The sequence below is a fragment of the Lysobacter oryzae DSM 21044 genome, from assembly GCF_059568595.1.
Map to the genome: position 1 here is coordinate 1 of NZ_JCANTQ010000003.1, position 2632 is coordinate 2632.

The following is a 2632-nucleotide window of genomic DNA, read 5'->3' on the forward strand; positions in this document are numbered from 1 at the left end:
GGTGGCTGCCGCGACCTGCCTCGAGCGCGGTTGCGGGCAAGGGCAGGGAAGAGCCGGAGAACGATGCTAAAGCCATCGCGAAAGACCAGCGGCGCTCTTGCTCTTACGCGGCCTAACGCCTGAATTAAGCCGAGCCGCGAAGCGGCTTCGGCTTGAATGAATTGTTAGGCAGCTCAGCCCCAAACGGCCACATTGCCGCCGCCTTGACCGACTGCCACTGTGCCCGTCGGGCCCTCGATCTGCCAAGCCTCATAGCCACTTGAATCTGCGACTGCTTGAAGGGCATACCCACCAAATTGGAGAGTGAGGTCAGCCGTTCCTGGCGCTACTTGGACGGCAGTAAGGGTGTGGCCGAGCAGCGCGCTGGAGAGCTCCGGAATGGCGTGCACCGGCCTGTTGCGACCAAAGAGCTGGCCCTCGTCTCGGCTGGTTAGCGCCAGCGTGCCTGATGAGAGCAGGCGCCACAGCGACTCAATTTGCACGCGATAGCCGCCAGCCAACGTCACGACGCAAGGACAGCCCTCCCATTGCTCGATGGCGTCGACTGTCCGGCCGATGAGTTGGGAAGTCCAAGAATCTTCCATGAGCTGCCTAACGCCTGAATTAAGCCGAGCCGCGAAGCGGCTTCGGCTTGAATGAATTGTTAGATTGCTTGCACGAAACTCTCAAGCGCATCAATTATTTTCCCTTGCTCGTCATCAGTCCATTGCATGGGGATATGCCACTCCTGTGTGCCGTCAAACGACACGAACCAAGAGAGTCCATCATCGTAAGGAAGGAATGAGTAGCCAAGGAATAGCCACTCCTCTCCAGCCGGATGGATGTGACGATCGTGGTCTATGAATTCTTTTATCACCCGATATCGCAGGCCAGCCGTCAGGAATTGATGCTTGGGGCCGCAGTTGGGAGCTTTAGCGCCGCTCCAAAAGCCTAATTTTTCAGGTCCGTACATGTGTCTTAGCAATCTAACGCCTGAGTTAAGCCGAGCCGCGAAGCGGCTTCGGCTTGGACGAATTGTTAGGCCCCTTGCTGGGACCAGCGGGTGCTGACTCTTGATGCACTGGTGCTGGCGCGGATTGAGGTGGGGCTTGCCAGGCGGCGACCAGGAGTTGCAAGAGAGAAGCTACTAGCGCCAACGCCGACACCCAAAGCGCGAGCTTGGAGATGCGAATGGCCTCCCCGTGCATTTCGGCACTTTGCCGCACGGCTAGTAGCTGCCGCATGGTCTCGCCCATTTGGGAGGCAGTAGCCTGGTTAATTGGATCGAGAACTCGGGCGCGTGCAACGGCGAGTAGCAGTTGTTCTAACTCCGATTTGGGCGCAGATATAACAGTGCCGTCGCGAAAGGCTGCCAACACGTCGTCGTAAGTCTTGGTCATGGGGCCTAACGCCTGAATTAAGCCGAGCCGCGAAGCGGCTTCGGCTTGGATGAATTGTTATGCAGCCCCGAGAGCCGGTGAAGTACGGCTGCTGAAGCGATCTTAGCCCAGGAAAATCGGTGCACGGGAATCACTGCCTGGAGCCAGGAGAGGGATCGGGCGAGCTCGGCCGGCCGACGGTGAGGGCGCCGCCACCGAAGTACGAAACATCCCGTCGAGGCGGCGGCGCGGCCTTTGATTTGCCGACGCGGGCTGTTGCTATTGGCGGCGCACTCGGGTTTGCGAGACCGCAATCAAGCTTCTCTTGCCACCGCGCATAACGCCTGAGTTAAGCCGACCCGCTGCGGGAAGAACCGTGAGCCGCGGAGAGTCGAGCTAGTAGTGAGTTCAAGACGAAGCCGCGAAGCGGGTTCGGCTTGAACGAATTGTTAGGCCGAAACTGGCGAGGAAATTCGAAAGAAGCGGCCCCGGGGCGAGGATGCCAGCCAAAGTCCTGGCAATCCAGAGGCGGAAGCCCGCAGGCGCGATGTGCTGTCGATTCCAGGGCTTGAACGCCGCCGACCGCGCTAGCTGTTGGCGCAAGAAGTAGACGTGCAGGAGCGGCCTAACGCCTGAATTAAGCCGAGCCGCGAAGCGGCTTCGGCTTGAATGAATTGTTAGGGCCCATCAGCAAAGCCCCGAGCTGAAAGTGGAACCTAACTGCCGCAGGTACTCGGTGGGGCTGACCGCACCGAAGTAGGCAGCAAAGCCGACGCCCCGCGCTATGAGAAAAACGGCGACAACCAGGATGGCTAGCCCTGCTCGCTTTGTGAGGCTAGCGGAACCGAGGAAGACCGTCAGTGCCGCCAGCGCGAGAACTGCATAGCCAAGATAGGCGTACCAGATGTAGCCGCCGCAGGAGCTAAACCCGAGCCATGCTCCAGCCGCCGCAGCTAAGGTGAGCGAAGCGATCGGGAGAGCAATAGTTGGGCCGGCGATGATCTTTGGCATGGGCCCTAACGCTTGAATTAACCCGACACCAAGCGCGTAGCGATTGGTGTTCGGGTTGAATGAATTGTTAGGCCGCAAGGTATCAGATCGCCGGGGCGATTCGGGCGCGGGAGCGCACGGAAGCCCTGTTTGCCGGAGCTGCCTGTGCCGGCCGAAAGCCGAAAGGCCCGGGCGCCATACGGAAGTGCCGCTATGAAGTGCTGGCTGGAGCGACACCGCATGGGCGACTGCTGCCGATTGAGCGTTCGGGCGCGGCCCAAGGA

Annotated in this window: 4 protein-coding genes; all 4 read right to left on the reverse strand. The window is 60.0% G+C overall.

Going from position 1 to position 2632, the window contains the following annotated elements; all coding sequences use genetic code 11:
- Positions 1–173: 173 nt before the first annotated feature.
- Positions 174–584, reverse strand: coding sequence for a DUF6188 family protein (locus BP05_RS00080; protein WP_496359228.1), 411 nt, complete (start codon positions 582–584; stop codon positions 174–176).
- A gap of 59 nt (positions 585–643) precedes the next feature.
- Complete coding sequence (locus BP05_RS00085) at positions 644–952, reverse strand: DUF3601 domain-containing protein (protein WP_496359230.1); 309 nt, start codon at positions 950–952, stop codon at positions 644–646.
- Positions 953–977: 25 nt separating this feature from the next.
- Entirely contained in the window at positions 978–1379 is a 402-nt protein-coding gene (locus tag BP05_RS00090; protein ID WP_496359232.1) for a hypothetical protein, read from the reverse strand.
- Positions 1380–2045: 666 nt separating this feature from the next.
- Positions 2046–2369, reverse strand: coding sequence for a hypothetical protein (locus tag BP05_RS00095; RefSeq protein ID WP_496359234.1), 324 nt, complete (start codon positions 2367–2369; stop codon positions 2046–2048).
- Between the last annotated feature and the right edge of the window lie 263 nt (positions 2370–2632).